20 protein-coding genes are annotated in these 24,631 nt (G+C 31.0%); 7 read left to right on the forward strand and 13 right to left on the reverse strand.

Annotation, left to right across the window (positions count from 1 at the left end; translation table 11 throughout):
- Positions 1–31: 31 nt before the first annotated feature.
- Both N5D46_RS10995 and N5D46_RS11000 read left to right on the forward strand, forming a co-directional pair.
- The gene (locus N5D46_RS10995) at positions 32–1,006 is read left to right on the forward strand and encodes a bile acid:sodium symporter family protein (protein WP_115002064.1); all 975 of its coding nucleotides are present in this window, start codon (positions 32–34) and stop codon (positions 1,004–1,006) included.
- Positions 987–2,078, forward strand: coding sequence for a DUF3810 family protein (locus tag N5D46_RS11000; protein ID WP_125350350.1), 1,092 nt, complete (start codon positions 987–989; stop codon positions 2,076–2,078). The genes N5D46_RS10995 and N5D46_RS11000 overlap by 20 nt, the downstream gene beginning before the upstream one ends.
- 33 nt (positions 2,079–2,111) lie before the next feature.
- Here the strand turns inward: N5D46_RS11000 and N5D46_RS11005 are convergent, their stop codons facing one another.
- Both N5D46_RS11005 and pepT read right to left on the reverse strand, forming a co-directional pair.
- Positions 2,112–2,780, reverse strand: a complete 669-nt coding sequence (locus tag N5D46_RS11005; RefSeq protein WP_038331627.1) for a head GIN domain-containing protein — start codon at positions 2,778–2,780, stop codon at positions 2,112–2,114.
- An 88-nt stretch (positions 2,781–2,868) separates the two neighbouring features.
- On the reverse strand, positions 2,869–4,110 hold the full coding sequence (gene pepT, locus N5D46_RS11010; RefSeq protein ID WP_115000674.1) for a peptidase T: 1,242 nt from the start codon (positions 4,108–4,110) through the stop codon (positions 2,869–2,871).
- 64 nt (positions 4,111–4,174) lie between these two features.
- Here pepT and N5D46_RS11015 point away from each other — a divergent pair, with 64 nt between their 5' ends.
- Both N5D46_RS11015 and N5D46_RS11020 read left to right on the forward strand, forming a co-directional pair.
- Entirely contained in the window at positions 4,175–5,041 is an 867-nt protein-coding gene (locus tag N5D46_RS11015; protein ID WP_280049968.1) for a hydroxymethylglutaryl-CoA lyase, read from the forward strand.
- Between the two features lie 137 nt (positions 5,042–5,178).
- Positions 5,179–6,549: a peptidylprolyl isomerase gene (locus tag N5D46_RS11020; protein ID WP_244958045.1), complete on the forward strand. Its 1,371-nt coding sequence runs from the start codon at positions 5,179–5,181 to the stop codon at positions 6,547–6,549.
- Between the two features lie 58 nt (positions 6,550–6,607).
- Here the strand turns inward: N5D46_RS11020 and N5D46_RS11025 are convergent, their stop codons facing one another.
- Entirely contained in the window at positions 6,608–7,150 is a 543-nt protein-coding gene (locus N5D46_RS11025) for a lipocalin family protein (RefSeq protein ID WP_038331617.1), read from the reverse strand.
- 123 nt (positions 7,151–7,273) lie between these two features.
- On the opposite strand from N5D46_RS11025, the gene N5D46_RS11030 reads away from it, so the two are divergent.
- From N5D46_RS11030 to N5D46_RS11040, 3 genes are all read left to right on the forward strand, one after another.
- Positions 7,274–7,639, forward strand: coding sequence for a hypothetical protein (locus N5D46_RS11030; protein WP_280037575.1), 366 nt, complete (start codon positions 7,274–7,276; stop codon positions 7,637–7,639).
- A 63-nt stretch (positions 7,640–7,702) separates the two neighbouring features.
- Positions 7,703–8,065 carry a DUF2147 domain-containing protein gene (locus N5D46_RS11035; RefSeq protein WP_280037574.1) on the forward strand — a complete coding sequence of 121 codons (363 nt, stop codon included), beginning with the start codon at positions 7,703–7,705 and terminating at the stop codon, positions 8,063–8,065.
- Between the two features lie 49 nt (positions 8,066–8,114).
- Positions 8,115–8,822: an alpha/beta hydrolase gene (locus tag N5D46_RS11040; RefSeq protein WP_280049969.1), complete on the forward strand. Its 708-nt coding sequence runs from the start codon at positions 8,115–8,117 to the stop codon at positions 8,820–8,822.
- Between the two features lie 43 nt (positions 8,823–8,865).
- Here N5D46_RS11040 and N5D46_RS11045 read toward each other — a convergent pair whose 3' ends face one another.
- The 10 genes from N5D46_RS11045 to lipB all read right to left on the reverse strand — a co-directional run bounded on the left by N5D46_RS11045 (position 8,866) and on the right by lipB (position 24,596).
- Entirely contained in the window at positions 8,866–9,312 is a 447-nt protein-coding gene (locus N5D46_RS11045) for a hypothetical protein (protein WP_038331602.1), read from the reverse strand.
- 290 nt (positions 9,313–9,602) lie between these two features.
- Positions 9,603–10,454 (reverse strand): carboxylesterase family protein, encoded by an 852-nt coding sequence (locus N5D46_RS11050; protein WP_219034585.1) that lies wholly within the window; start codon positions 10,452–10,454, stop codon positions 9,603–9,605.
- Positions 10,455–10,557: 103 nt separating this feature from the next.
- Positions 10,558–12,012, reverse strand: coding sequence for a glycoside hydrolase family 30 protein (locus tag N5D46_RS11055; RefSeq protein WP_280049970.1), 1,455 nt, complete (start codon positions 12,010–12,012; stop codon positions 10,558–10,560).
- Positions 12,013–12,017: 5 nt separating this feature from the next.
- The gene (locus N5D46_RS11060; RefSeq protein ID WP_280037569.1) at positions 12,018–12,857 is read right to left on the reverse strand and encodes an endonuclease/exonuclease/phosphatase family protein; all 840 of its coding nucleotides are present in this window, start codon (positions 12,855–12,857) and stop codon (positions 12,018–12,020) included.
- An 88-nt stretch (positions 12,858–12,945) separates the two neighbouring features.
- Positions 12,946–15,192, reverse strand: a complete 2,247-nt coding sequence (locus N5D46_RS11065; RefSeq protein WP_280049971.1) for a glycoside hydrolase family 3 N-terminal domain-containing protein — start codon at positions 15,190–15,192, stop codon at positions 12,946–12,948.
- Between the two features lie 10 nt (positions 15,193–15,202).
- Positions 15,203–16,543, reverse strand: coding sequence for a glucoamylase family protein (locus N5D46_RS11070; protein WP_280049972.1), 1,341 nt, complete (start codon positions 16,541–16,543; stop codon positions 15,203–15,205).
- On the reverse strand, positions 16,543–17,976 hold the full coding sequence (locus N5D46_RS11075) for a RagB/SusD family nutrient uptake outer membrane protein (protein ID WP_280049973.1): 1,434 nt from the start codon (positions 17,974–17,976) through the stop codon (positions 16,543–16,545). Before N5D46_RS11075 ends, N5D46_RS11070 begins: the two co-directional genes overlap by 1 nt.
- Positions 17,977–17,995: 19 nt before the next feature.
- A complete protein-coding gene (locus N5D46_RS11080; protein WP_280049974.1) occupies positions 17,996–20,926 on the reverse strand; it encodes a SusC/RagA family TonB-linked outer membrane protein in 2,931 nt (976 codons plus the stop codon).
- Positions 20,927–21,104: 178 nt separating this feature from the next.
- Positions 21,105–23,822 carry a hypothetical protein gene (locus N5D46_RS11085; protein ID WP_219034577.1) on the reverse strand — a complete coding sequence of 906 codons (2,718 nt, stop codon included), beginning with the start codon at positions 23,820–23,822 and terminating at the stop codon, positions 21,105–21,107.
- A gap of 60 nt (positions 23,823–23,882) precedes the next feature.
- Entirely contained in the window at positions 23,883–24,596 is a 714-nt protein-coding gene (gene lipB, locus N5D46_RS11090; protein WP_280049975.1) for a lipoyl(octanoyl) transferase LipB, read from the reverse strand.
- Between the last annotated feature and the right edge of the window lie 35 nt (positions 24,597–24,631).

The following is a 24,631-nucleotide window of genomic DNA, read 5'->3' on the forward strand; positions in this document are numbered from 1 at the left end:
ATTTATTATTTTTGTTTAAATTTTATTGATTTTGAAAATTCTAAATAAATTACCCGACCCTTTTATTCTGTTTTTATTCGTTGCCATTGTTGTCGCATATTTTTTCCCAGATATTAGTTTGTGGTCTTACAAGGATTTCAATCTGAATACAATAATTGATATTGGAGTTATCTTAGTATTCTTTTTTTATGGATTAAAACTTAATTGGAAAGAAGTTTTTAAAGATTTAGCAAATTGGAAAATGCATGTCTTGATTCAATCCATCACATTTATATTTTTTCCATTATTAGTCTTGTGTTTCTATCCTTTCATAAAAAATTACCCAATTTATTTTACTCTGTATGTCGCAATATTTTATTTAGCCGCGTTACCAAGTACAGTTTCTTCGTCAGTTGTAATGGTTTCTATTGCGAAAGGAAATATACCAAGTGCTATCTTTAACGCAAGTATTTCTGGACTAATAGGTATTGTTGTTACACCGCTTTGGATGAGTTTGTTTTTATCAAAAAGTAATGGTGAATTTGATTTATTAGGAACTTTTTTGGATTTAGTTCTTAAAATTATTTTACCTGTTTTTATCGGAGCTCTTCTTCAACCTTATTTAGGGTTCTTTTACAATAAATATAAAAAGCAATTCGGTAATTTAGATAAACTAACCATTGTACTTATTGTTTACAACAGTTTTAGTCATACTTTTTTGGATGGATTATTTACAAAATTAGGCGTTCTTCCGTTGTTGGCAGTTTTCATAATTGTAGTTGCGTTATTCTTTTTCTTTTTCAAACTTTCAAAATGGATTGGTAAGAAAATGAATTTTAATCGAGAAGATGATATCACAATTCAATTTTGTTCGACTAAAAAATCATTGGTTCATGGCTCGGTAATTGCAGCAGTTATTTTTACGGGAGATATCGGTATTTATTTGATTCCGGTTATGCTTTACCACACTTTTCAGTTAATTTATATCAGTTATATCGCTAATCAATATGCTAAAGAAGTTGAATAAAACTTATCGAAGTATCCTTATTTTTCTATTTCAAATTATTTTATTTTCGATACTATTTTCAATCGAAAGCGTTGATGATTTCATCGTCAATCATCTTACATTTCCAATTTCAGGATTTATTGCAAAAATTACGAATTCAGTTCATTTTCCTGTTGGAGAATTGTTTTATTTAATCATTGGAATAATCGGTTTTGTATTGATTTTTAAATTGATTCGAAGTTTTTTCAAATCGAAAGAAAAAGTTTCGCATTCAATTTATTGCATTATGATTTTTGTAAACTGTATCTATTTTATTTACACGTTTGCTTGGAGCGTGATGTACAAAAAACAAACGTTAACTATTGACAAAGAAAAAATCATTATTCAACCTAAAATTCTGAAAGAAATCTATTGCTACGAGCTTGATAAAGCAATATCAGCAAGAAATTTAATCGAACACAATGATTCAACAACAACGATAAAATTCAAATCTAATTTAAAAGATTATAATCAAGAATTTTTTGCTTTACAACACCAAGTAAATAATGTAAAATGGTTAAAAAATTATCGATTATTAAAAGATACACAATACAAATTATCTTGGATTTCGGAAATGCAAAATTATATGGGTATTTTGGGATACTATAACCCTTTTACGGCAGAAGCAAATCTGAACAGATACAATACAAATTTGAAACAACCTGCAACACTTTTCCACGAATATGGACACCAAATGGGATTTGCATCAGAAAGTGAAGCTAATTTTTTAGCTTATTATTTAGGTACAAAATCTAGAAATCCTGAAATTAATTATTCGTTTTATTATAAAAGTATTTATACGCTTTTAGGTGCTATTTACAAATCTGATCCGTATTTTGTGAAAATGGAATTGGATAATATGCATTCTAAAATAAAGCAAGACAGAAAAGCCGAATTAAAACATTATTTGAAATATGAAGGTGTTACGAGCGATACTTTTTCTGAGTTAAATAATCAGTTTTTGAAGGCTAATAATCAAGAAGGAACTATAAGTTATAGCAAATATGTCGAATTGATTTATTTGTTATATCAGACAAAAAAAGCAACGAATTAATCGTTGCTTTTATATTATTGTTAAAGTTCTAAATCATTTAAAATTAATTTTTCCACCAGCTAATTTTTTCTGATTACGTTGCGTTGGATTACCATAAATATCAATCACTCCTCCTGCTCTAGTTTTTGCATCTACAGATTTCTCCGCTCTCGCTTCTATTACTCCTCCTGCATTTGTTGTTAAACTTGCTGTATCAGAATTTAATGTTTTCGAATAATATTTCCCTCCAGAATTTGCAATTACAGTCTGAAATTCAGTATCACCAGTTAAAATTACTTCAGCACCAGAATTTATTTTGACTTCTAATTTTGATGTTTCGATTGGTAATTTGATAGATGAACCTTCGTTAGATGTCAAATACAATGCTTGTGATTTTACAACATCATCAGAATAAATGCGAGAACCTTGACTTGCCTGAATTTCGTATAATGATTTGTAATAAACCTTAACCGTTGCTTCTCCTCCTTGCATCAATTTGGTTCCTGTCATTTTCAATTTCAGTTCACCTTTGTTATTCTCAACTTGAACATCACTCGCATTAACTCCATCTATTTTTACTAAGTTTTCGTTTGATGAAATTAATTCAACTGGAATTTTATCATAAACTTTTAAGATATTAAAATCTCCAACATTTATCTCTTCTTGCGCAAATGCAAAAGTTGAACAAAATATAGCGGCTGCTGATAATACGATATTTTTCATAAAAAAAGTTTTCTAATATGATTTGAAATTATGCAAAATTTAAACCAAAAAAGAAAACTTAAGTTATTTTTAAGATATATTGTAAGAATTATTTCGCTCCTTCAGCTGTTAATTCTGCAATACGTACAATAATTTCTGTTGCTTTTTCCATAGATTCTACCGGAACATATTCGTAAGGTCCGTGGAAATTATGACCTCCAGCAAAGATATTAGGACAAGGTAATCCCATAAAAGATAAACGAGCACCATCTGTACCTCCACGAATTGGTTTGATGTTTGGCGTAACTCCACAATCTTTCAAAGCTTGTTCAGCAATTTCAACAGATTGGAATTTCTCTTTTACTTTCTCAATCATATTAAAATATTGATCAGAAACTTCTGCTGTAATTACTTCATGATCAAAACGCTCTTGAATATCAGCAGCAATTTGTAAAAATAAAGCTTTACGCGCTTCATATTGCTCCATATCGTGGTCACGGATAATGTAAACCATTTTTGCTTCAGATACATTTCCTGTAATTTTAGCTAAATGAAAGAATCCTTCGCGACCATCAGTTAATTCAGGAACTTCGTCGTTTGGTAATTGCGCAGCAAACTCCATTGCAATATTAGATGCATTAATCATCTTATCTTTTGCATAACCTGGGTGAACAGATTTACCTTTGATTGTAACAATTCCAGATGCAGCATTAAAGTTTTCGTACTCTAATTCTCCAATTTCAGAACCATCCATTGTGTAACCCCATTCAGCACCAAATTTCTCTACATTAAAGAAATCTGCACCGCGACCAACCTCTTCGTCAGGTGTAAATCCAATAGCAATACGTCCATGTTTAATTTCTGGATGAGCAATCAAATATTCTGCAGCTGTTACAATTTCAGCAACACCAGCTTTATCATCAGCACCTAATAATGTTGTACCATCAGTTGTAATGATTGTTTGACCTTTATATTGAGATAATTCAGGGAACTCGTTTGGTGATAAAATCATTGATTCGTTCAATTTGATATCTCCACCATCGTAATTTTCCCAAATTTGAGGTTGTACATTTTCTCCAGAAAAATCTGGCGATGTATCCATATGAGAAACAAAACCAATAGTAGGCACTTCGTGATCAACTGTAGAAGGAACATATCCAAAAACATACCCGTTTTCATCTATTGAAACATCTTCTAAACCGATTTGTTTTAACTCTTCAACCAAATAATTTGCTAAATCCCATTGACGGTCTGTACTTGGAAATTTATCTAAAAAAGCTTCACTTTCAGTGTAAGTTTTAACATATTTCAAAAAGCGTGTTACCAACTTTTCTCTCCATTCTGTTTGCATTGCGTTTTAATTTTTGTCAAAATTACTAAATTATCTACCTTTAAGGCGCAAATAAACCAAAAAAATGAGTGAGCTAACTTTTAAAATTATTGAATGTCCTCGTGATGCAATGCAAGGACGCAAAGATTTTATTCCAACTGATAAGAAAATCGATTACTTAAATCGTTTATTGACTGTTGGTTTTGAAGCGATAGATTGTGGAAGTTTTGTTTCGCCAAAAGCGATTCCACAGATGGCGGACACAAAAGAAGTTTTAGATAATATTGATAAAACCAATTCAAAATCGAAATTATCTGTTGTTGTTGCCAATAAAAGTGGCGCAATGAAAGCTGCAGAACACGAAAAAGTGAATATTATTGGATTTCCTTTTTCTATTTCAGAGAATTTTCAACAATTCAACACGAATAAAAGTCGTGAAGAAGCGTTTGAAATGGTGAAAGAAATCAACCAAATCTCAAATGATAATGGTAAACATATGTTAATTTATCTTTCGATGGCGTTTGGAAACCCTTATGGAGAAACTTGGAATGAAGAAATCGTAAAAGAATGGTCTAAAAAAATGGCGGATATCGGAATTTCTTCAATCAATTTATCAGATACAATTGGTGTTGCAGACGAAAAAACAATTGTTGATTTGTTCCAAAATTTGATTCCTCATTATCCAGAAATTGAATTTGGCGCACATTTTCATACCGTTTATACCGAATGGCATTCCAAAGTACAAGCCGCTTATGATAATGGTTGTCGTCGTTTTGATGGCGCTATAAAAGGTTTGGGCGGATGTCCAATGTCAAAAAGTGATATGGTCGGAAATATGCCAACTGAGAAGTTAATTAGTTTCGCAAATGAGCACAAAGAAAAACATGGTTTGAATCTTTTTGATTTCGAATCTGCTTGGAATGTTTCTTTGCGTACATTTGGCTTAGTTTAATCTTAACAATAAACTAAAAAATCAATTCTTTTGTTAAAGGAAATTAAAATATGTTGGACTTTAACAAAAAAAGTTAAATTTGCTCATCGGTAAGTTTTTTTATCGAGCTTAGAATAATAAAAATGAAATTAAAGTATATGAAATTTAAATCGAGTATGATGTTGCTAATTGCAGCATTATTTACGGTAAATACTTTTGCACAAACAGCAAAACCAACACCAAAACGTCTTGCTAAAGTAGATGGTATAGCTGCTGTTGTCGGAGATCAGATTGTTTTAGAGTCTGATGTAGATCGAGATTATTTAATGTCAAAACAACAAGGGATGCAAGTCGAAGACAAATGCGATTTCCTAAACGACATTATGTTAGACAAAATGTTGGTTGATCGTGCAAAACAAGATACTTTAATCAAAGTGACACAAGATGAGGTAACTCGTCAATTAAATAGCCAAATCGAAGGTTGGATTGCTCAAGCTGGAGGAGAAAAACAAATTTTAGACTATTTCGGATTCCGTACAATGGCGGAAATGAAAAACGAAACTAAATATATCGTTGAAGATAATATTTATGCGCGTAACAAAAGAGAAATGGTTGTAAAAGGTGCTGATGCAACACCAGAAGAAGTTCGTATGTTTTTCGAAAAACACCAAGGTGAATTACCAGACGTGAAAGACGAAGTTTCGATTAGCCATATTGTAACTTATCCTGAAGTTTCACAAGAAAATCAACAAAAGATTATCGATCAATTAAAAGAAATCAAAAAAGAAATTGAAGAAGGTGCCTCTTTTGCAACGAAAGCAATTTTATATTCAGAAGATCCAGGTTCCGCAAGTAACGGAGGTGAATACAAAAAAGTTTCTCGTGGTAAAATGGTAAAAGAGTTTGATGCGGTTGCGTTTAACTTACAAGAAGGTGAAATTTCTGATCCATTCAAAACTGATTTTGGATATCATATTATTAAGTTAGAAAAACGTCGTGGACAAGAATTAGATTTGCGTCATATCTTGATTACGTTGAAACCAACGGAAGAAGAAATAAAAAAGGCTTATAATAAATTAGATTCGATTCGAGTTTTAATTAACGACGGAAAAATGACATTTAAAGATGCTGCATTAAGATTTTCTGATGATAAATACACAAAATTTAACTCAGGAAATATCATGAACCAAAATTCTGGTGACGATCGTTTCGAGAAAATGGCTTTACCTCTACCAATGTTTACAGCGATTGCAACATTGAATGAAGGAGATATTTCTCAAGTTTTCGAAGATGATTTTGATAACAGAAAAGCTTTAAGAATCTTAAAAATCAATAAATTTTATCCAGAGCATAAAATCAATTACCAAGATGATTACTATAGAATTCAAAAATTTGCAGTTCAAGATAAAGAACGTACATTGTTGATGGATTGGGTAAAACGTCAAGTTGGTGATGCTTACATTAAAATTGGAAAAGAATACCAAAGTTGTAATTTCCCGATCGATTGGGAAAAGAAAAACCAAAAATAATAGAACAAAAAACCTCGAGAATTTCTCGAGGTTTTTTTATGTCTAAAAATAAATAATCTTATTTCGCAATCGGAACTTGAGAAGGCCAAATTAATTTACTTGGATCAAACCCTACTTTCTTTGCCGAATCAGAAAATCTGTCTTTTACCTTATCCGAAATCTCTTTCTTACGTGATAGAATCCATAACTTTTTATAATCTTCACTTGCAACTAATACATTATTGTAATCTTTATCAAAATCGATAACATATAATTTCTTTGCAAAAATTGGTAAAAACGTAGTCGAGAACAACCCAACATTTTCGATGTCTTGCGTTGCAATTCCTTCAATCTTTTCCCACCCTTTTTTCTTTGCATTATATCCTCGCACAATTACTTCTAACTGTCCATTTTCTTCGTTCAAATTAAAACGATGCGTCACATTTGTTTGTCCTTTTTGCGCTTTATTTTCTAAACGTGCAATTTCGTACCAACGTCCTAAAAATCCACCTAAATCAAAATTTTGAGCAGGTTTGTATTTTACATTTTTCTTATTGTGATTAACGATATATGCTGTTGTCCCTAACGCCAATGCTGCAAGGGCTAATTTCTTAAAATTCATTTTACTAAAACTTAGGTTGCAAATGTATCAATAATATTAAAGTTGAAAAAATATGATTTCAAATTTTGAATTAATTAAACTTTCATTTAACTTTATTAAAATTAATTTTAATATTATAAAAAAATGAAAAATGTACTATTGTTACTTTCGGTGTTCTTTGTAAGCATTGGAACTTTTGCACAAGAAAAAACAACAGAAGAAAAGGCTACTGAGTTAACAGAAAGAATGAAGGAACAAATTGGGTTTAGCGATGAAACTAAAGAAAAAGTTCAGAGCGTCAACTTAGATTTTGTAAAAAAGACAGAAGAAATAAAAGCAGGAAGCTCTAGTAAACTGACTAAAGTTAAGGAATTAAAAACTGCTGATGAAGAACGAGATGCCAAGTTGAAAGAAGTCTTAACCGAAGAAGAATATAAGAAGTTCAAAGACAAAAAGACGGATAACAGAAAAGAAATGAAAGAGCGTTTTATAGCGAATCGAAGTAAATAAGTTTAGTTAGTAAACACCTTGTTTAAAAAGCAAGGTGTTTTTCAGTTTTTAAATCCAGTAGTAATGAGAGTAATTATCATTTTTATTGCATTTTTGTTCTTAGGTTTCGGTTCTGGTAATTTAGATGCTATCATCGGACAATGGGAAAATCCTGATGGAACTAGAAGAGTCGAGATTTTTAAAAGTAAAGACTGTTATTTGGGGAAAATTGTATGGTTAAAAGTTAAAGAGCCTAAAGCAAAACCAGGAGACATCATTTTTAAAGATATTCAATTTAAAAACCCGCATTGGAATGGTAAAATCACACTGCCAACAGAGAGCCGGATTTTTGATATGGAGCTTCGGTTAGTCTCTGAAAATAAATTAGAAATAAAAGCTTCTTATAAAAATATGAGTCGCAAAAAAGTTTGGAAGCGAGTATTTTAGACTTGTTTTTTAGGCGAAAAATAGTATATTTGTTAGTAAAGTTTTAGCCATGAAAAATTCTACTTTTTTAAGACCAAGTTTAGTTGTCATTGGGATTGCATCTATTCGCTATGACAAAAGAGGAATCGGAGAAAGTTCTATTGCTAATTTGGACGAGTCTAAACTTACATTTGATGATTACGTTGAGGACGCAAGTAATTGGGTAACTTTCTTAAAAAAAGATAAAAGATTTGGTTCTATTTCAATAGCTGGACACAGCGAAGGTTCATTAATTGGAATGCTTGCATCTTCAAAAAATATCGACAAATTCATCTCGATTTCTGGTGCAGGAGAATCTATTGACCAAATACTTAAGAAACAATTAAATCTACTTCCTGAACAATTAAAAACCGAATCGTATGCTATTATAGATTCTTTGAAAAATGGAAATACTGTAAATAATATTAATCCTAATTTATCTTCATTATTTCGTAAAAGTGTACAACCTTATTTAATTTCTTGGATTAAATATAATCCTGTAAATGAAATCAATAAATTAACTATTCCTTTTTTAGTGATTCAAGGTGATATGGATATTCAAGTTGATACGGAGAACGCTAAAAACCTATCTCCTAAATCTGCTGTTATTATCAAAGTGATGAATCACGTTTTAAAAAACGTAACATCAAAAGAAGATTTATCTTCTTACAATAACCCAGAACTTCCAATAAATACAGAATTAGTCGAAGTCATTTCTAATTTTATCTTCAAAAAATAACCATAAAAGACAAAGCAATTAGCTTTGTCTTTTTATTTAAAAATTAACAAGCAGTTCCTCCTTCAAAGTCAACTGTTTTTGTTTGTTGATCAGATTTTCGAGTAATTTTCATTGTTCCATTAGCTAAAGCTGAATCAGATTCAATATTTTGTTCTCCAATTTTTGCATGAATTTCGATAATGTAATCATCATTTTCTAAACGCAGCGTATATCCATTTTCGTTTTCAGTAGATTTGGTATCGTCATTTTTAGAAGAAAAAACTTCTCTTTTTCCATTGATTGAAATATAATTTACCCAAGTCAACTCGTCTTTAGAACTTGTTTGTAAATAGATTTCGTCTTTCATTTTACTTCCTTTTTTATAATATTCGGTCACGCAACCTACTCCATAATCTGATTCGGCAACCGAAAGTTTATCAACAACAATTTCATTTTTTGAAGAAGTTTTAAGATTAGTTTTGAGTTCTTTTTTCTCGCAAGAGTTCAACATTAGAATTGCAAAAATTAAAACGAAACATTTTATTAATTTATACATAATTAGCTTATTAAAAATTATAACTTTGATTCTTTTTTCTTAATCTACATCAATTTAAAACAATAATTGTATTTCTAAATTTACAATTCTTATTTGTGATTCGTAACAAAGGAGTTTAAAGATTATACAGATTTTTCATAGTATAAAGTTGGTTAGGTTATTTAACAAAGAGCAGAAGAAATTTTGCTCTTTGTTTGTTTTATATTTATAATCATTAAATAATTTATCATGTACTTATATTTTTATTAGTCAACAATTATTCGATTATTTACTTTTTTATTTCCAATTATTGATTGATTAATAAAATTGAAAACTTCGTCTAAATATTGCTTTCTTAATCCAGACCATTCATGTTTTCCTGAATTAGAGAAAATAGCAAAAGATGCCTGACTATATTTTCTATTCAAATCTTCTAAAGTAGCAGAACCATTTAAAGGAAAAAACCCTTGTTGATTATCCAAACAACTTCTGTGTGGCGCATTGTAAGCTGGTACAACATCATCGCTTAAACCATGTACATAAACTGTTGGCAAAACACTCGATTTTGTAACATAACGATTGTCTACAATCGCTCCTGCATAACTTACTAATCCATCAATTTTAACTTGATTGAATTGATTTCCGTACCATAAATCTCTCAAATAATAAGCATTTAGAATAGTCTCCGCTCCTGCACTACTTCCTCCTAAAATTAATTTATTAATCGAGAATTTAAGTTCTTTTGAATTATTTTGAATAAAATTTAGCGCAGTTAAAACATCAAAAGAGGCTTCTTTAAAAATCATCAACTTTTCTTGTTTTGGCAAATCACACCCAAAACCAGCCGAAGAATTTGCCAATAATCTATACGAGATAGAAACAGCTACGAAACCTCTTTCTTGAGCATCTTTCATTCGTTCAATTTCTTCTTTATCCGCTCTTGTTCCTCCTGAAAATCCGCCTCCGTGTACCCAAGCAAATACATTATAGGTTTGATTCTCTTTATAGTTTTTCGGATAATAAATATCAAACGCTAAATTATTTTTTTTATCATATACTATCGTTTTCTGCGCATATGTATAACTTATCATTAAAAATAAGGCAACTAAATATTTCATTTTCTTCTATTTTAAATAAAAATTGCTTGACTTTAACTTCTTACGTTGTCAATTTGTCAAGCAATTTACTATAAATAATTTTCCCTTTAATTATTCTATTTTTTTACGAAATAATGATTGTGCTAATCGAATGTTCTTGCGAATTTACCTCAACAGCTTCTCCTTCTATCCATAAATTATATTGATAAGGTTTATCTGTTTGATTCATCACAACCACCACAACTTTTCCGTCTTTGTTTACAAAAGAAGTCGTCATTAAATCTGAACGATTAGACGATGCTGCAATTCTTTGCGCACCTGGACGAATAAATTTTGAGAATTGACCAATGTAGTAAAACGAATTTGTATACGTAACTTGTCCATTTCTAGTATCACCATGAATTGGTGCAAAACAGAAATTTCCTACGTGATTTGGTCCTCCTTTTTCATCCAACAAAACATTCCAATCTGTCCAAGCAACTGTTCCGGAGTTAAAATCGTTGATCATATTGTAACCATATTTTTCACCCAATGCCCAATTTCCCATTTGATTGTAATCAAATTGTTCTTTACAACCTTCTGTAAAAATTAGATTAACATTCGGGAAAGCTTCGTGAGTTAACGCTACATTATTGAATAAATTCACGCTTCCGTTCCATGTTTCGTACCAGTGAAAACCAACTCCCCAAACATATTTAGCAGCTTCAGGATCATTCAAAATAGTTGAAGCACGCTGGTAAATTAAATCACGGTTATGATCCCACACAATAATTTTTTTGTCTTTTAATCCTTTTTGGTGAAAAGTCGGACCTAAATTATTTTTCAAGAAATCACGTTCTTCTTCAGCTGTATAAATACACGATTCCCATGTTTGCGTTGCCATTGGTTCGTTCTGAATAGAAACTCCCCAAATTGGTAAACCAATTTTCTCATAATTCTCGATAAATTTCACAAAATAGTTAGCCCAAGTTTGGTAATATTCAGGTTTCAAAGAACCTCCTTTTAACATACTGTTATTCGTTTTCATCCAAGCTGGCGGACTCCAAGGACTTGCATATAAACGATAAGCATCTTTCATTTCTGCTTTTGCCATTTTAATCATCGGAATTTTATAATTCAAATCATGTGCAATGTCAAAAGTTTTTAACTCATTATCATTATCTTTTACATACGTGTAACTATCGCTCGAAAAATCACTCGAATTTATTGTTGTTCTAATCAACGAATAACCAATTCCTTCTTTTTCGCTATAATAAGCTTTGATAATTTCTTGTTGCGTTTTCTTTGGCAATTTTGCTAAAACTTCCGCAGAAGCATCTGTGATTGCACCTCCAATTCCTTCAAATTTTTGGAATTTACGTTTTGGATCAATAAAAATCGCAATATCCGTTTCTTTTGGTTGCGGAAATTTTTTGACTGCTACTTTATCTGTTGATTTTGTAATTCGTTGATTGGTATTTTTTGCAGTTGTATATATTTCGATTTTCTTATTCGATAGTTTAAAATCTTGCGCATTTACTGCAAAATAATTTAACAGCAAACCTGCAATAACAGGATATTTCAAATGTGATTTTGTCATAATTATTATTGAATTAAAAATTTAGCTAAAATTGGTAAATGATCTGATGGATATTTGAAATCATAGAAATCATCAATCGTATTGAAACTTTTACACGTTACTTTTGGATTCTTTTTGTAAAAAATGTAATCTAAAATTTCTGTTCCTTTTACATTGAATTTGAAATCTTCCCATGTAAAATCTGGTCCATAAACCATTTGCGCATTAAGGCGAGTATCTAAATATTTGTTTTGAATATATTTTACAGAGGCATCATCATGATTCATGTTAAAGTCTCCCATAAAAAATGCTGGATAATCTTTTTTACTTGTTAAATCATGAATTAATTGATCGATTAATTCTAATGATTTTTGACGCGCAACTTTTCCAACGTGATCAAAATGAGTATTGATTACCCAAAATTTCTTTTTTGTTTTCTTGTCTTGAAATAATCCGTAAGTGATAATTCTGTTGTATGCTGCATCCCAACCTTTTGATTCTTTTTCTGGCGTTTCTGACAACCACATCGTTTTTTGTTCTAAAACTTTGTATTGATCTTTTTTGTAAAAAATCGCCGAATATTCAGCATTTTTATCACTTGAACGAGGTTCTCCGATAAAATCTAATTGTGAATCATTTTGTTTGATAAAATCTAGTTGAGGAACTTGCGCTTCTTGTACACCAACAAAATCAGCATCATAATATTTGATTAAATCAACCAATTTTTGTTTGCGAATATTCCAATGATTTGCGCCATCATCAACAGAAGCTAATCTAATATTGTAAGACATAATTGATATATTTTGTTGAGCAAAACCTATCATTGTCATGATTAAAACTAAACTTAAACTAATATATTTTTTCATGTGTGAATTTTTGTAAAAATCCAAGTAAGCACTTACATACTTACTTGGTTGAGAAATAAAACTAAATTTCTAACTATATATGAGGAATTTAATCAACTAAAGTAAAACTTGTTTTAAGTGAAGCGTTAGAATCTCCTCCAACAAAAATGTCGAAATCTCCTGCTTCTGCAACATAGTTCATATTGATATCGTGGAATTTTAAATCTTCTGGAGTTAATGTAAACGTAATTGTTTTTGTTTCTCCTTTCTTAATCATGACTTTATCAAAACCTTTCAATTCACGAACTGGACGCGTTACACTTCCTACTAAATCGCGAACATATAATTGTACCACTTCTTCTCCATCGTAGTTTCCTGTATTTTTAACATTTACAGTTACTTTGATTTCATCTTTTCCATTTTTCATTATCGATTTATTCAACTTCAAGTTACTATAATCAAACGTTGTATAACTTAAACCGTAACCAAATGGATATAAAGGCGAATTTGGAGAATCTGTATAACGAGATTTATATTTTTGCTCTACATCACTTTCTCCTAAATAAGGACGACCTGTATTTTTTTGATTGTAATGAATTGGAATTTGACCAACAGAGCGAGGGAATGTCATAGGTGTTTTAGCCGAAGGATTATATTTACCGTATAAAACATCTGTAATCGCTAAACCTCCCATTGTTCCTGGATACCATGCATATAAAATTGCATCCATATTATCATTCTCCCAAGAAATTGTCATTGGACGACCAGACATTAAAACTAAAACAATTGGCTTACCAAGTTTCTTTAATTCTTTTAATAATTCTTTCTGATTTCCTGGTAAATCTATATTTGTTTGAGAAGCCGCTTCACCTGTTTGATTCTCGTTTTCTCCCATAACCGCAACAATTACATCCGAGTTTTTCGCTACATTAATTGCTTCTTGAAAACCATCAGTTTTAGATGAATTAAGTTCTGTTCCTTGTGCATAAGTAATTTTTGCATTTTTACCTAAAACATCATTCAAACCTTCCCAAACAGACCATGCTTTTCCATAACGATCTCCACGTGCAGCCCAGTTTCCAATGATATTTTTCTCATCTTTTACTAATGGACCAATAACTGCAACTTTTTGAGATTCTTTTAATGGTAAAATTTGTTTCTCATTCTTTAATAAAACCATTGATTTACGAGCAACGTCACGAGCTTCATTTAAAAACTCTTGTTTCATTACCGTTTCTTTCTCACGTTTTGAATTTGAATAACGATATGGATCTTCGAAAAGTCCTAAGTCATATTTTGCTTCCAAAATTCTACGAACTGCAGTATCAATCACATCTTGTTTTACTTTTACTTCTTTTACCAATTTTGGTAAATGATTAAGAAAAGCACCACTCATCATATCCATTTCAATACCTGCTTCAACCGATTTTAGAGTTGCTTCTTCCAAATCTTTTGCAATTCCATGAGGAACTAACTCCTGAATCGCAGTATAATCTGTTACAACAAACCCTTTATAATTCCACTCTTTACGCAAAATTTGATCGTACAAATATTTACTTGCTGTAGAAGGAACTCCTCCAATTTCGTTGAAAGACGTCATGAAAGATCCAGCACCTGCATCAACAGTCGCTTTGAAAGGCGGCAAAATATAATCTCTTAAGAAACGATCAGAAATTTCTACCGAACCATAATCGCGACCAGCCTGCGCTAAAGCATATCCTGCAAAGTGTTTTGTACACGCTAAAACGGTATTTAAATCATATAAACTTTTACCTTGAAAACCATTAACACGCGCTATTGCAATTTTACTTCCTAAGAAAGTGTCTTCACCTGCACCTTCAGAAACACGTCCCCAACGAGGATCAAAACCGATATCAACCATCGGAGCAAAAGTCCAATGAACTCCACCTGCAGCTGTTTCTTCAGCAGCAATTCGAGCCGATTTTTCAATTGCTTTTAAATCCCAAGAAGAAGCTTCACCAAGTGGAATTGGGAAAATAGTTTCGTAACCATGAATTACATCGTATCCAAAAATTAATGGAATTCCAAGACGTGTTTCTTCAACAGCTATTTTTTGTAATTTTTTAGTAATATCTGTTGTCGTTGCGTTAAACACGGACCCCATCATACCTTGTTTCGTGTATTTTATATAATTTTTATCAATTGCAGATCCTGTAACATCACCTCCGTCATAGGTATATTGTACCATCTGACCTACTTTGTCATCAATCGTCATTTGACTCATCACATAATCAATAAATTCTGATTTCGATTTTGATTTATCAAACTTTATTTTTTGCGCATAAGTATTGAATGCTAATCCTAAGAAAGCAATTGAATAAATTAGTTTTTTCATTTTTTTGATTTTAATTCGAGGCTGTTGTTTTGAATTTCAATTTATCTAAACCTCTTTGTACATCTTCATTTTGCATAAACAATTTCCACAATAATCCAGAGCGATAATTCTCTATCATTGGTGTAATTGTTCCTTGATCTATCGCCAAATATTTTGTAATCACTCGATCATTTTTTACATCAACCGCATCATACGGACCTGCTACTCCAATCAAGCTTTTGTTTTGTTTTTCGTAAATAAACTTCAAGAAATCCATAGATTCTTTCGGTGTATATGGGAAAGACGATAACGCAGCTGTAGGCGTAATTACATTATTGTCATTTAATGGAGAATGTGCTGTATAACCTTCTGTTCCATCTGGATTGAAGGTATAACTTGCCGTTAATCCCCACATATTTTTTTTGTACTTCTTGAAACTTTCCTTTTTTTGTTGATTGTAGATGTAATGAATCTTTGCTTGATTTTTCACTACTTTTCCATAATCAATACCAATTCCATCTATTAAATTGTTTGGATTAAGTCCAATAAATGAATATTGTGCCCAAAATAAAGGTCCAACATTTTTATTAGCTCCGTTATGCTTTACAATTAATGGAACTCCGTATGCAGAATCATTTGATTTTATATCACCATTTCTCGTCCAACCGCTGTAATAAACTTCTGAATTGATAGAATGTTTTGGAGAAGCCGCAGCAATAACATACGTAATCATGGTTTCATCAAATCCTTTTAAAGGAAAATTGATTTTCCATTCGTAATTTGGAGACCAATGCCAGTACAACACATTTTCTCCTCGTGTATAAAAATTGAAATCGATTTCTTTCCAAAGTTGATCAGCTAATTGCGAAATCTCTATTTCTTTCTCATTTTTAGAATCTTTGAAATACTCTTTCAAACAAATTAACCCCTGAGCAAGAAATGCAGTTTCTACCAAATCACCTCCGTTATCGTATGTACTAAAAGCTTTTACTTTTCCTGTTTCGCCATTCAACCAATGTGGCCAAGCACCATGAAAACGATCTGCTTTTTGTAAAAATTTCAATCCTGTTAAAATTCGTTCAGTTGCTTCTTTTCTTGGAATAAATTCGCGATCAATACCAACAATTAAGCTCATTAATCCAAATCCTGTTCCTCCTGTTGTAATGATGTTTGAATCATTTTCTGGATAAAAACCATCAGGATGAAAACGTTCGCGAGCTAATTTCGAATGAGGTTCAGCATAATCCCAAAAATATTGAATCGTCTGTTTCTGAACTTTATCTAACAGCTTATTTTCTTGTTTTGTTTGAGCAAAAGCACTTGCGCCACATAAAAGAGCGCAAGTAACTATTGTTTTATTTAATTTAACCATTACCAACCAGGGTTTTGAGTCATTGTTGGAGTTTGAATAATTTGTCCATTTGGAATAGGAAACAATTCGTGTTTTCCAGTAACGAAAGTTTTACCATTTTTCGCCATCATTTCTTTTGCTTGACCAGTACGAACTAAATCAAACCAACGATCATGCTCAAATGCTAATTCTAAACGTCTTTCGTTCCAGATTTTTAAACGCAATTGATCTTTAGACATACTTGCCACTGGAGCTAATTTAACACGTGTTCTAACGCGATTAAGAGGTGTTAAAGCGTCTTGACCAATCTCGTTTGCTGCTTCAGCTTGAATTAATAAAACTTCAGAAAAACGAATTACACGGATATTTTTGTCACCATCAGCAGAACCAAGATTCGCACTTGAATACGCTTTTTCGTTATACATCGGGTTTTCTACAGAAGTTGGAACTAAACGACCGTCATATAAAGTTTCACCTCTAAAAATGATTGTAGCATCGCGACGAATTGCATCTCCTTCAGCATTAAAAGCATCTAATAAATTTTGAGAAGGAACATTGAATCCCCATCCCCAACCTCCAGTACCACGAGCACCTTGAGTTTCTGAATATTGTTGAACACCATGCGCAACAGCATCTCCACGAGCTTGAATTTCAAATAAAGATTCTTTACCGTTCTCAGTTTCTTTTCTCCAAGTTGTTGCGTAATCACTTTCTAAATCGTAAATACCAGAATTAACAACAGTTGTAGCCATATCATATGCTTGTTGATTTTTTCCCTGATATAAATATACTTTTGCTAATAAAGCTTGAGCAGCTCCTTTTGTTGCACGTCCTAAATCTTTTGCAGCATACTCATTTTTAGTAGGAAGTTTTGATATTGCATCTAATAAATCTGCTTCAATGTATGCATAAACTTCTGCTTTTGGTTTACGTAGTGCATAAGATGCAGGTACATCTAATTCTTGTATCACAGTATCTCCAAACATACGAACCAAATAGAAATAAGAAACAGCTCTCAAAAATTTTGCTTCCCCAATTAATCTATTTTTTTCTGCATCTGTAATTGATGATTCTGTCGTATATTTTATTGAATATGACGCTCTACCAATTGTTTTATAAAAACGTTTCCACATTGCTTCGATAGAACCTGTTGTAGAACTATGTAATAATTCGTCTAAATCTCGTTTATCTCCACCATTATCTGTAGAAGAACTTCCTTTATCTGCATTATCAGAAATCATTTCAGTAACTCCTAACCAAGAGAATGCATAATCCCAATCTGTAAACATTCCGTAAATACCATTCACATATTTTTCTGGAGATTGAGAAGCTTGATCATCAATTGCAATATTTTCTTGAGAATCAACATTCAAAAAATCACTTGTACAAGAACTTAATGTTCCGATTGAAAGAATAGAAGCTAATGTTACTATTTTAAATATATTTTTTTTCATTTTTTTAAAATTTTCTAGATTAGAATTCTACGTTTAATCCAACTAAAAATGTTCTAACATTTGGATATGCAGAGAAATCCATTCCTGTTGTTCCATAAGGACTTCCATCGTAACGTTTTCCTTTTACATTATCTAAAGTTAATTCCGGTGTAAATCCTGAATACTTCGTAATCATGAATACATTTTGTGCACTAACATATAATCTTAAGTTTCTGATAAAATCAATTTTATCTCTGAAATTATATCCTATTGTCATATTACTTAATTTGAAGTAATTACCTTTCTCTAAATAATAAGAAGAAGCAACTTGATCACGCTCTGCTCCAGGATGAGAATTTGTACTACCAGCTCCTGTCCAACGATCATTGAACATATCAACTGTTATATTTTCTCCTCCTAAACGTGTGTTTTTGATACCATTGTAAATTTTATTACCACCAGCTCCATAACCACTAATCGTTAAATCGAAGTTTTTATATTCTAAACTAACATTAATTCCGTAGTTATATTTTGGAATATATGATCCCATAAATTTTTTATCACGATCATCAATAACTCCATCTCCATTTTGGTCTTTGTAACGTAAATGTCCTGGGCGAGCACTTGATAAATGAGCATTGCTATTTATTTCATCTTGTGTTTGCCAAACACCTTCTACTTCATATAACCAGAAAGAACCCAGTGGTTGACCAGCTTCTAAACGTTTTGCAATTTGTCCATTTCCTAAAGAACCCCCTGTCATTCCAGAATATCCTTCTTTAACAGACTTCACTTCATTTTCGTTGTAGTTGAAGTTACCACCAATCGAATATCTTAATCCTCCAGCTGTTTCATTACGATAATTTAAAGCAATTTCAAAACCTTGATTTACTACTTTTGCTGCATGATCATAAAAATCTTTTTCATAAGGAGATGAACCTATCTGTTTAATATTTAAGATGGCATTTTTCGTTGTCTTATTGTAATAATCTAAACTTCCTGATAATTTACCTTTCAATAACTCGAAATCTAGACCAGCACTCCATTCATCTACAATTTCCCATGAAATATCATAAGCAGGCGAACCGATATAAGCTCCATAAATTAAATCTTGACCTGGTCCAAATACATAATTCGCATTATCACTACCTGTAGAAGTTGTAATTGTTGTATAGTTGTATGGCACATCTGCATTACCTAAACGTCCCCAACCTCCACGAAGTTTTAAGAAAGAAATTACATTACTATCTTTTAAGAACTCTTCATTAGAAATATTCCAAGCAGCAGAAACAGAAGGGAAAGTTCCCCAATATTTTTCGTTTTGTTTAAACTGGCTTGAACCATCTCTACGAATAATTCCAGAAACGTAGTATTTATTTGCGTAATTATATTGTAAACGAGCAAAATAAGAAGCATAAGCAATTGGAGTATAATTATTTTGATCCATTGCAGCTTTGTATTGTCCAGAAGCATGATGAGCTGACCAATATTGTTCTTTATCAGGAACATCATATACTGTGATATCTGAATATTGACCAATACCCATTTTTTCAGCAGAAACTCCCGCAACAACATTGAACGAATGATCTCCAAATTTGCGATCAAATGTTACAAAATTTTCCCATGACCATCTAAATGTTTCTACATTAATTAGATTTAGAGAGTTATTCATATAAGTTGAACTTGCTGGATTTTTCGCTTTTAAATCTTCAAATTCAGCAGCAGTTCTAATTGGATTACCTGCAATCCATCTTTCTTTAATTGGATTAAATTCTCTGTATTTGTACCAATATTTTGTTCCTCCAGCACGAGAAGTTACAGTTAAACCTTTTGCTAATTTTAGTTCAGCTTCAATATTTCCTTGAAGCGTAGTAGAATTAGCTTTTTGATTATCATAGAATAAAGTAGACATTGGATTACCATGAGAGTTCAAATTACTTGTCACCTCTCCTGGTTTTGCAACGTATGTTACTTCTCCTGTAGTTGTATTAAAAATAGGTAAACCCCATCTTCCGTTATCATATTTTACAGGAACTAATGGTGACTGACGGTAAGCTGTATCAAATGCTCCATATGGTTTAGGAACTTCTCTAGAAAATGTAGCGCTAACGTTTTGTTTAATCTTTAAAACTCCATCAAACAATTTGTAATCGTTGTTACTACGAACAGTTGTTCTTTTGAAGTTATTTCCTTCTAAAATTCCTTTCTCTTCGAAATTATTAATACTGAACATGTAATTAATATTTTCTCCAGCACCAGCCAACGAAACATTATTACTAACTAACTGTCCTGTGGTTAACATTTCATCAAACCAATTCGTGTTATATTGTTGATTTGTAGAAATCAAAGAACCTCCTGTTGCTTTTCTTTGCTCGTTAAAATAAGTTATGTACTGATTAGCATCAGCCATATCTACCATATTCATAGTATTTCTTACTCCAATATATGAATCATAGTTAACTCTTATCTTTCCTGTTTTACCACGTTTAGTTGTTACAACAACAACACCGTTTGCACCACGAACTCCATAAATAGCTGAAGATGCTGCATCTTTTAAAACATCAATTTTTTCAATGTCATTTGGATTAATATTATTAATATTTGGAACAATTAACCCATCCACAACATACAAAGGAGCTTTACCTCCCAAAGCTGTACCCATTCCACGAACCAAAACAGTTGGTGTACCTCCTGGAGTATCCGTATTAATAATATTAACACCAGCTAATTTACCCTGCAAAGACTGCATGGCAGTTGTACTTGCAATTTGCGTAATGTCTTTAGCATTAGCTGATGAAACAGCTGATGTAAGATCTGATTTCTTAACAGTACCATACCCAACCACAACGGCTTGATCTAGTATAATAGAATCACTTTCAAAAGGATCTCCTATCTGTATAGAATCGTTAGTAACTTGGGCATTTACACAGAAAGACCCGAGAATAAATAATGGAAGAAAATATTTTTTCATTCTATTTCAATAAATGGTTATTTCAAAAATAGAATGTTTTAACACTTGATTAACAAGTAATAATTTTAGTTAGAATAATTTTCTAAAAAAATAAAATATATAATACTAAATACCAAATAATTATAAATCATTACATTTACAACATGATGTAGTTATGATGTAATTTATTTTCCGATATTTAAAAATTAATCATATACTTATTTAGGTTTATTTCAGAAGGAATTTGCATTTTTTTGCGTAATCTATATCGTTGTAGTTCTACTGATCGATAATTAAGGTGCATTAAAGGAGCAATCTCTTTGGTTGATAAATTCATTCGAAGGAATACACACAGTTTTAAGTCTTTCGCAGTTAAATTAGAATACTTGTCAGCTAATCTCTTAATAAAATCTTGGTGAATTTCCTGAATATTTAATTCGAAATTTTGCCATTCATTTCTGTTGTAACTATATTCCGAAAACGTTTTCTCAAATTTCTTTTTTAATTTTTTATTGATTTCATTCATTTCCAATTGAGAAAACAATTGATTAATTTCTAGGATCATAGCACGTTGATTAGCTAATTTCAAAGCTTGTCCTGCCAATTCTGTAGATTTCGTTTGTAAAGAAGTTTCTAAATGTTGTTTTTCTTTATGATGATTTAATTCTTTCAACTCTTGTTGATGTTTCATTTCCATCAAATTCAATTCATATTCAAATTGCTTTTGTTTAATTCTGAAACTTTGTTTCAACTTCATTCTGTTATACTTATAAATAGCCAGAATCGATCCAACAATTAATAAAATATAAAATAATATCATCAAATTTGATAAATACCAAATCTTTTTAACCCTAAAATCAAAATGATTCAACTCAACAAAATTTCCATCTTTTAAAGCATAAATTGACAATTGATATGAACCACTTTCTAATTGTTTATAATTAATTATTGGCTGATTAAGTGGTTGAATTTTAGAGTTATTTAATTGATAATATAATTGATAATTCGCAAAATCATCATTCACAATTGAAACATAAAAATCTATATAATTATTTGAATACTCAATATTAGGCTCATTATTCAAAACCGTTTGATTGATTTTTGCTTTAATTTTAATCTTTGGTAATTCACGACGTATAGATTTTAAATCATATTTCAATAATCCGTTTTCGAGGTTAATATATAAAAACTGATCGTTGATTTTAGCCGTTAAATTGTCATCAACCAATTTTCCATCATACAATTTTTTGGGAATTAAATAATGAATCAATTTATTCTGTTCCACTTTAGAATAATACAGAATATTATCCGCTTCAACTAAATAACGATTCTCTTTTAAATAACGAATTCGATTAATATTCTTTAATTTTGAATCTAAATTCTCGTCAGAAAATAAATTTTTATTTATATCATAACGGACTAAATGTTGATCATCAATCAATACAAAAACCTTGTTATCTTCGAGAATAGTTTGCGGATTAACTAATTTTTTATGTTGGTAAAATATCTCCTTACCTGTTCTATTTTTAAGATCAAATAAATATAAACCACCATTTTTTCCAGTTCCTAAAATTTTATTTTCGACAATAACAAAATCAATAATAGGAATAGTTAAACTAGAAACTTTAGTAGATTCTTTATGAGAACCTTGTATATATTCATTGATTCCCGTAAAAGATGATTGATATAATTTATTTCCATTTTTGATCAATTTAAAACCTCCATTTGTAGAAGAAATCTTATTCAATAGTCCTGAATAAATGTAAGTTCCCCAACTATCCGAAACATAAATTGTATTATCAATATTTGTTATATTCCAAATTAAACCTTTTTCGAGAACTGAATTTGTTTGGTTTGAAGTATTTGAATAATTATAAAATCCATGATTTGTTCCCAGCAAAATATTATCCTTATAAAAGTCGAACGAAAAAACATTTCCTAAATGACCATTGTAATCATATAAAAGTTGAGTTTTGTTTTTCAATTCTATTTTCGAAATACCTTTGTCCGTTCCAAGCCAAGCATTTCCTTTAGAATCTATTCTTATATTTTGGATTGTATTACTGATTAACCCAGAGTTTTGATTGTAATTTTTGTAAGAATTAGTTTTTAAATCATATACATAAATCCCATTATTTGATGTTCCAATGATTAATTTATCTTCTAATCGAATCATTTTTAACACTAAATAATTCTTTAGCATTTTATTGAATTCCACATTGAACTCTTGTAAACCAGCTGTTTTGTTGTACTTGAAAATTCCTTCTGTTAATGTACCAACTAAATAATCATTATCATATTTTTCTATTCCATGAATTACAATTGATTTACCTTTTTCAATTTCAAATAACGGCTCAAAATGTCCATTATTAAATTCGAAAATACCTTTAGAAATAGTCGCTACTAACATTTTACCTTTCACCAGATAAACGTAAGAAGAAAGCGCAGGTAATTTGTATCGTTTAACTGTTTTACCATCAAATTGAAAAAGATAATTGAACGATTGAAAATAAATAGAACGATTATGATAAAATATTTTCCAGATTTCTTCTTGTTCTAATCCTTCAAAACTTTTGAATTTATCTGAAATTGAAATGTAAACTTTCTTTCCTTCAATCGTTTTCCAATATCCAAAATTATTTAATGCACCTGAATACAATACATTATTCATTGTAAAAACAGAACGTATAATTGTTAAGCTATTTGGCGAATATTTTTCCCAAAAATTACCGTCATATTCTAAGATATTTCTATTGTTCGCAAAATATACTTTTCCTTGCTTGTTATTTTCTGTAATATCCCAAATAGGCGATTCGCCCAAATATTCGCTTTTAGAATAATTCGAAATAATTGGCGCAAACGATTGAGATTTGCTATAAGTGGAAACAAGTAAAAATAGAATAAATAAGCTTCTCATTGTGCAATAAAAAAGACCGTAAAAACGGTCTTTAAAAATAGATTATATTTTTGAATTATCTTATTTAAATTCTACATCAAAAACTTCTGCAAAATGTTTTTTTGTAAACGCTTTCACTTCGTTCATATCTACCTGATGTCCAAGTTCTCTTTCCAATGAAGCAACAGCTTTATCCTGAATTCCACATGGAACGATGTATTCAAAATAACGCAAATCTGTATTCACATTTAGTGCAAAACCATGCATCGTTACCCAACGTGAAGCCTTAACACCCATTGCACAAATTTTTCGAGCAAAAGGTCGACCTACATCCAACCAAACGCCAGTTTCTCCTTGAGAACGCTCACCTTTTAGTCCATATTCGGCAATAGTTTTGATAATCACTTCCTCCAAATTGCGCATATACAAATGAATATCTGGCTTGAAGTTATCCAAATCCATAATAGGATAACCAACTAATTGTTGCGGTCCATGATAGGTAATATCTCCACCACGATTGGTTTTCACAAAAGTTGCATTTATTTCGTTTAATTTATCACTCGAAGCCAACATATTTTCTAAATGTCCACTTTTTCCAAGCGTATAAACGTGCGGATGTTCTACAAAAAGTAAATGATTTCTAGTATTTTTAAAATCTGAACTTCCCTCCTTTTCTTGCGCTCTATTATATTGTTTTACGGCTATATTCTCTGCTAAAAGACTTTCTTGATAATCCCAAATCTCTTGGTAATCTCTGTTAATTCCTAAATCTTGGAATTCGACAATTTGTTTCATTTCACAATGTGTTTCGAATGTCAAATTTACGAAGG

Origin of the sequence: Empedobacter sp. GD03865, assembly GCF_029840775.1 — a bacterium.
In the GTDB taxonomy this organism is placed as follows: Bacteria; Bacteroidota; Bacteroidia; order Flavobacteriales; family Weeksellaceae; genus Empedobacter; species Empedobacter falsenii_B.

What these genes read in the sequence shown, in the direction of transcription:
- N5D46_RS11000 (WP_125350350.1), top strand. Translation starts at nt 987, where the DNA reads ATGCTAAAGAAGTTGAATAAAACTTATCGAAGTATCCTTATTTTTCTA.
- N5D46_RS11005 (WP_038331627.1), bottom strand. Translation starts at nt 2,780, where the DNA reads ATGAAAAATATCGTATTATCAGCAGCCGCTATATTTTGTTCAACTTTT.
- pepT (WP_115000674.1), bottom strand. Translation starts at nt 4,110, where the DNA reads ATGCAAACAGAATGGAGAGAAAAGTTGGTAACACGCTTTTTGAAATAT.
- N5D46_RS11015 (WP_280049968.1), top strand. Translation starts at nt 4,175, where the DNA reads ATGAGTGAGCTAACTTTTAAAATTATTGAATGTCCTCGTGATGCAATG.
- N5D46_RS11020 (WP_244958045.1), top strand. Translation starts at nt 5,179, where the DNA reads ATGAAATTTAAATCGAGTATGATGTTGCTAATTGCAGCATTATTTACG.
- N5D46_RS11025 (WP_038331617.1), bottom strand. Translation starts at nt 7,150, where the DNA reads ATGAATTTTAAGAAATTAGCCCTTGCAGCATTGGCGTTAGGGACAACA.
- N5D46_RS11030 (WP_280037575.1), top strand. Translation starts at nt 7,274, where the DNA reads ATGAAAAATGTACTATTGTTACTTTCGGTGTTCTTTGTAAGCATTGGA.
- N5D46_RS11035 (WP_280037574.1), top strand. Translation starts at nt 7,703, where the DNA reads ATGAGAGTAATTATCATTTTTATTGCATTTTTGTTCTTAGGTTTCGGT.
- N5D46_RS11040 (WP_280049969.1), top strand. Translation starts at nt 8,115, where the DNA reads ATGAAAAATTCTACTTTTTTAAGACCAAGTTTAGTTGTCATTGGGATT.
- N5D46_RS11045 (WP_038331602.1), bottom strand. Translation starts at nt 9,312, where the DNA reads ATGTTGAACTCTTGCGAGAAAAAAGAACTCAAAACTAATCTTAAAACT.
- N5D46_RS11050 (WP_219034585.1), bottom strand. Translation starts at nt 10,454, where the DNA reads ATGAAATATTTAGTTGCCTTATTTTTAATGATAAGTTATACATATGCG.
- N5D46_RS11055 (WP_280049970.1), bottom strand. Translation starts at nt 12,012, where the DNA reads ATGACAAAATCACATTTGAAATATCCTGTTATTGCAGGTTTGCTGTTA.
- N5D46_RS11060 (WP_280037569.1), bottom strand. Translation starts at nt 12,857, where the DNA reads ATGAAAAAATATATTAGTTTAAGTTTAGTTTTAATCATGACAATGATA.
- N5D46_RS11065 (WP_280049971.1), bottom strand. Translation starts at nt 15,192, where the DNA reads ATGAAAAAACTAATTTATTCAATTGCTTTCTTAGGATTAGCATTCAAT.
- N5D46_RS11070 (WP_280049972.1), bottom strand. Translation starts at nt 16,543, where the DNA reads ATGGTTAAATTAAATAAAACAATAGTTACTTGCGCTCTTTTATGTGGC.
- N5D46_RS11075 (WP_280049973.1), bottom strand. Translation starts at nt 17,976, where the DNA reads ATGAAAAAAAATATATTTAAAATAGTAACATTAGCTTCTATTCTTTCA.
- N5D46_RS11080 (WP_280049974.1), bottom strand. Translation starts at nt 20,926, where the DNA reads ATGAAAAAATATTTTCTTCCATTATTTATTCTCGGGTCTTTCTGTGTA.
- N5D46_RS11085 (WP_219034577.1), bottom strand. Translation starts at nt 23,822, where the DNA reads ATGAGAAGCTTATTTATTCTATTTTTACTTGTTTCCACTTATAGCAAA.
- lipB (WP_280049975.1), bottom strand. Translation starts at nt 24,596, where the DNA reads ATGAAACAAATTGTCGAATTCCAAGATTTAGGAATTAACAGAGATTAC.